General features: G+C 39.9%; 2 protein-coding genes and 1 pseudogene. 2 read left to right on the top strand and 1 reads right to left on the bottom strand.

Annotated features, from left to right (window positions below):
- Window positions 1–656 precede the first annotated feature (656 nt).
- Both PN450_RS21575 and PN450_RS21570 read left to right on the top strand, forming a co-directional pair.
- Window positions 657–920 carry a glutaredoxin family protein gene (locus PN450_RS21575; protein WP_271837514.1) on the top strand — a complete coding sequence of 88 codons (264 nt, stop codon included), beginning with the start codon at window positions 657–659 and terminating at the stop codon, window positions 918–920.
- Between the two features lie 54 nt (window positions 921–974).
- Window positions 975–2,465 (top strand): UDP-N-acetylmuramoyl-L-alanyl-D-glutamate--2,6-diaminopimelate ligase, encoded by a 1,491-nt coding sequence (locus tag PN450_RS21570; RefSeq protein ID WP_271837513.1) that lies wholly within the window; start codon window positions 975–977, stop codon window positions 2,463–2,465.
- A 113-nt stretch (window positions 2,466–2,578) separates the two neighbouring features.
- On the opposite strand, the pseudogene PN450_RS21565 reads toward PN450_RS21570, so the two are convergent.
- Window positions 2,579–2,770 (bottom strand): annotated as a pseudogene (locus PN450_RS21565) (hypothetical protein); the annotation flags it as partial.

The raw sequence follows: 2,770 nt of genomic DNA, 5'->3' as shown, positions 1-2,770 counted from the left end.
GAATAGATTTTGATGACATTTTTGGTGATTTACTGTTTCTCAAATGCCTTTTTTCACTTTATCTGTTTGTTTTGATGCTCCCTTTGATTTTCATCTCCGTAATTTCCCTCTGTAACATTTTGGGGTGCGGAATGTGGGTTGTAGTTTAGATAATTCTATCATCTTGTGGGGTGGGCATCTTGCCCGCGCCTCAATATTTAATTGTCAGAATCAGCATATCCAGGATTTTAGGATTTACAGGATTTGATTGACTTTTTACCTGATGAAAATAAATGTAAGATTCAATTATTCCCAATAGTCGGTTTAAACCGACTTTAGCTTTTAGACAGGGAATTAATTCCCTGGCTTCCTTGTCAGAATCAGGATATCCAGGATTTAAGGATGTACAGGATTGCAGTTTGTAGATTTTCTGTGAAAGTTAGCAAACATTAATCAGACAGAATAAATCTACTTGGCCATGGATTTTTGAGAAATAACACGTAAAAATAGTTAAAATTATCATCTATATAATTTTAATATCTACAAAATTTTATTAACTATTATCTACTTTCTTATCCTGTTAATCCTTTAATCGGTGAGTATCCTAATTCTGACATTTTTTATATATTCAGTTAAAATAATCATAAAATACATTTTCATCGTTTAAATCTCCACCCATGCAATTAATTCTTTACAGCAAACCCGGTTGTCATCTTTGTGAAGGCTTACAGGAAAAACTAGCGCAAATCAAAAATCTCAGTTTCCAGCTAGAAATTCGAGATATTACCACCCGTAAAGATTGGTTTGCAGCATATCAATACGAAATCCCGGTACTGCATTTAGTCACCAGGGACGGCACAGAAAAACTGATACCCCGTCCTTCTCCCCGTCTCAGTATCGAACGTTTAGAAAAAATGTTAGGTCAATATGTCTCCCAATAGATGACAAAATGATGCAGAATAAGCGCAAGACAAGCTTGTGGCGAGGTTCACCAGATGAAATTACGGGAATTATTAGCGACTGTAGATGGGATTAATTCTGTAAATATACCAGATATTGATATTCAGGGACTTAAAACTAATTCCCATGCTTGCACGGTGGGAGATTTGTTTATCGGAATGCCAGGAACTAGAGTAGACGGTGGAGAGTTTTGGCCAGGTGCTTTAGCTGCTGGTGCTGTAGCGGCGATTATTTCTTCGGAAGCAATGCAGAAAAATCCGCCTACAGCTAACTCTGTAGTCATTAGTGCCGATAATATGACTAAAGCCTGCGCTCAAATAGCCGCAGCTTTTTATGGTTATCCTGGACAAAAACTGAAAATGGTGGGTGTGACGGGGACAAATGGTAAAACTACCACCACTCACCTGATTGAATATTTCCTAACTCACGCTAATTTACCGACGGCGTTAATAGGCACACTTTACACCCGCTGGCCTGGTTTTGAGGAAACTGCTGTGAATACTACTCCTTTTGCAGTAGATTTGCAGCAACAATTAGCTAAGGCCATGAATGCTGGTTGTGAAACTGGGGTAATGGAAGTTAGTTCTCATGCTTTGCACCAGGGTAGAGTTTTGAATTGTGCTTTTGAAGTGGGGGTATTTACCAACCTTACCCAAGACCATTTGGACTATCACAAGGATATGGAGGACTATTTTGCCGCGAAAGCGTTGTTATTTAGTCCCAATTATCTCCACGGACGGGCAATTATCAACGCTGATGATGCTTATGGTAAACGGATAATTGCGTCCTTGAGTCCAGAACAGGTTTGGAGTTATAGCGTTAATGATAGTACCGCTGATTTTTGGATGAGTGATTTAAATTATCAACCAAATGGTGTGAGCGGAATTTTACATACTCCCCAAGAAAATGTAGATTTTAGTTGTCCTTTAGTTGGTCAATATAACTTAGAAAATCTTTTAGCTGCTGTGGGTGCGGTTGTCCATGTGGGTTTAGGTTTGCAATTGGTAGCAAATGCCATTCCTGGGTTTCCCGGCGTTCCTGGCCGCATGGAACGGGTGCAAATTCACCCACAGCAAGATATTAGCGTGATTGTAGATTATGCCCATACTCCCGATAGTTTGGAGAATTTACTGAAAGCTGCCCGGCCGTTTATTCCTGGTAAAATGATTTGTGTGTTTGGTTGTGGAGGAGACCGCGATCGCACTAAACGTCCAAAAATGGGTAAAATAGCGGCTGAACTCGCAGATTTAGCAGTAGTGACATCAGACAACCCCCGCACGGAAAACCCAGAAAAGATATTACAGGACGTATTAGCAGGTATTCCTGATATAGTACAACCAATGGTTGTGAGCGATCGCGCTACCGCAATTCGGACGGCTATTTTACAGGCTCAACCTGGAGACGGTGTATTATTAGCCGGTAAGGGTCACGAAGACTATCAAATTCTGGGTACTGAAAAAATTCATTTTGACGACAGAGAACAAGCACGGGAAGCTTTACAGCAAAGAATAAATAGCCAAAATTAATTAACCCATCTTCAAGGGGTGGGGTTTCCCCGCCCTTGTTTCCCACCAAGTTGTAGAAAATCTATTTTACACTTGATGACCATTGGTGACAAGTTAAGGCTGTAAGTCTTTTGTCAAGCGGTTTTTGGATAATTATTGAAAAAAAACTCGTCAGACCCCCGCTGGAGATCAGGAAAAGGCGCGACAATTAACTTAACATTTAGTTTTCGTTTCTGTTTGATAATACCTAAATCTCGATTTTGAGGGTCAGCAAAATACTTAACTTTCTTCGGTTGCCTTACCTTTTTGATGAGCCATTGTAAAAT

The organism is Dolichospermum lemmermannii CS-548 (assembly GCF_028330815.1).
Taxonomy (GTDB): Bacteria; Cyanobacteriota; Cyanobacteriia; order Cyanobacteriales; family Nostocaceae; genus Dolichospermum; species Dolichospermum lemmermannii.
The sequence above is the reverse complement of the archived record's forward strand: the minus strand, read 5'-3'. Positions and strand labels throughout refer to the sequence as shown.